The sequence below is a fragment of the Ruegeria sp. SCP10 genome (assembly GCF_040329495.1).
Classification (GTDB): domain Bacteria; phylum Pseudomonadota; class Alphaproteobacteria; order Rhodobacterales; family Rhodobacteraceae; genus Ruegeria.
The window spans coordinates 1-2622 of the sequence record NZ_JBDZYF010000043.1 but is presented as its reverse complement, the minus strand read 5'-3'; the positions used below and the strand labels follow the sequence as shown (position 1 = coordinate 2622).

The 2622-nt window shown below is 44.6% G+C and carries 1 protein-coding gene and 1 pseudogene; both read right to left on the bottom strand.

Annotated features, from left to right (window positions below; genetic code table 11):
• Positions 1–107: 107 nt before the first annotated feature.
• Positions 108–2459 (bottom strand): xanthine dehydrogenase family protein molybdopterin-binding subunit, encoded by a 2352-nt coding sequence (locus ABLN87_RS22050; RefSeq protein WP_353014255.1) that lies wholly within the window; start codon positions 2457–2459, stop codon positions 108–110.
• Between the two features lie 65 nt (positions 2460–2524).
• A pseudogene (locus ABLN87_RS22045) lies at positions 2525–2622 on the bottom strand (IS5/IS1182 family transposase); the annotation flags it as partial.

Sequence of the window (2622 nt, the reverse complement as noted above, 5' to 3'; positions counted from 1 at the left end):
CAGACGCGCCATTTGCGCCTCCGTCAGCCAGAAAAGATCAGACATGTTCACCGCTCGTTTTTGAGCCGTGAATCATGATGCTAAAGGGAAATCAATGGGTACAGAGCCTAGCACATAGGTTTCTTTGGCTGCATTGCGTTCCAAACTTTGAACGGAGTAGCAGGCATCTCAAGATGGCAGACTCCAAACTCACTGAGTGCATTAACAACTGCATTGATCAAAGCTGCAGGAGCTACAACGGTACCCGATTCACCTAAGCCTTTGCAACCCAGTGCATTCGATTTGCAAGGGTAACTTTGAACAAACGATGTCTCTGGACGCACTACTTCGCCAGCTCTTGGCAAATGATAGTCGAGAAACGAACCGTTTGTTATTTGGCCGCAATCATTGTATCTAATTTCTTCATAAAGCGCTTGGCTTAGACCTTGCGTCACTGAACCATGCACTTGACCAAGAGCAGAAGAAGCGTCTAGTATAACACCAAAATCATCTACACTAGTATAACGTAAGATTTCGATGTTGCCAGTATCTTTATCGATGCTAATCTCACAAACATGGCAACCGTTAGGATACGCAATAGGATTCTTTACTTCGATAGTTGCTGTCTGATCGAGTAATTGCCTATATATTGGATTCTGTGGATTGCAATTACGCAAATCAAATGCAGCGGATTCCAGAAGGTCACTAACTCTGAATTCTAAACCTGATCCGATATCAACCAATTTACCGGGGCTGACCCGAATATTTAGCTGATTCAGTCGGTACTTCAACGCGGCGAAAGCAGCCAATGAAGTTAGAAAACGATTGCAAACCTTTGGGATAATGGTAGTTCCAATTTGCATAGATCGGGAAGCGCCTGTACCGAAACCAAACGGCAATAGATTTGTATCACCCTGCTTGAGTTGAACACAGTTATTATCAACTCCGAGTTCCTTTGCAGTGATATTTTCAAATATCTCGCTGTGTCTTTGGCCACTGTCTTGTGTCCCTACAAACAAGGAAAGAGTTGCGTTCTCCTCAAGTCTAAGCCTGGCGAATTCTCCAGTGCTTGAACCGGAGTTATAAACATAGTAAGCTAAACCTATTCCACTTATTACGCCACTGCGAGCCCTTCGCTTACGGCGCTCTCCGAATTCTGTCCAATCAGATTTTGTTAAAGCGAGATCTAATATCTCCTCGAAGTTTCCTGAATCGTAAGTGATACCTGTTGGAGTTTCGTATGGTATTTCGGATGAACAAATGAAGTTTCTCTTTCTGATCTCGACGGGGGATATCCCTAGTTGTTTTGCAGCCATATCAATAATTCTTTCGAGAAAAAATGAGACTTCAGCTCTACCGGTCCCACGATAAGAATCAATCGGAACGGTATTTGTATACACACAACTAACATCATAGTGAATATTCTTTATTCTATAAGCGCCGCAGAGCATTGGCGCGCTTCCCATGGTTGGTGTGAAGAGTGCGTAATTAGCCAAGTATGCGCCGACATTTGCATGGTTCTTTATGTTGAGAGCTATGAACTGCCCATTCTCGTCAAGTGCAAGTTGGCCAATTGTTAGCTGATCTCGGCTGTGTGAATCGCTCAAAAAACTTTCACTGCGGTCACAGTCCCAGAAGACAGTACAGCCGAGCTTGCGCGCAGCAAAAAGTACCATCACGTGCTCGGGGTAGACAGCGCCTCTTATACCGAAAGATCCCCCAACATCACCGGAAAAAACTTGTATTTTGTTTCGATCGACTCTGAAAACCGAATCTGCTAGCGTATTTCGCTGAAGAAAAACACCTTGGCTAGGAGTAACCAACAAAAACGTCTCACTATCGCTTTCGTAACTCGCGATTGCGGCCGGGGTTTCAATGGGGCTCGCTAACACTCTGTTGTTTGTCGCCTTAAGCGCAACAACGTGCTTAGCGGATGCAATCAACTTTTCTACGTTAGCAGCATCGCCGGTGGCCCAGCGAAGACAAATATTTCCGGGAGCAGCAGACCACACTCGTGGCGATTTAGGATCTATCGCATCACTCAACGCTGTAACGGAAGGAACTTCCTCATAGCGAATATGAATCATATCTGCAAAATCCTTTGCAAGTTCTATCTTCTTCGCGACGACAAATAGAACTGGTTCTCCGACATATCTCACTTTATTCTTCGCAAGTATTGGTCGTTCAGAGCGATGCCTCTCAGAATATTCATTATTTAGAAAATCTCTATAATGCGGTATTCCTCCAATTTGTTCTGCTTCTAAGTCCTCATAACTAAACACCCCGAGCAAGTCCTTTTTTTGAGCGTGAGACATTAATTCGGTTTGATCGATCGATCTAATTATTGCATGAGCATGGGGGCTCCTAACGACATATAAGAATGCGTCAGGTCTGGCTTGGGCATTCCTGCAAAAATCCCCAGAACCCGTTACGTATCTGCATGGATTCAGAAGAGTTCCAACTCTATTTTCTACAGTCATTCTCAAAAGCTACGATACTTGATATTATCTAACAATGAAAATCTGCTGCATACTAGGCTCAGGATTCATAACCAGTAGATGACGGTTGCGGCGAGAGCGATTGCCGACAGGAAGACCTTTGGGCATCTGTCGTATCTGGTTGCCACGCGCCGCCAGTCCTTTA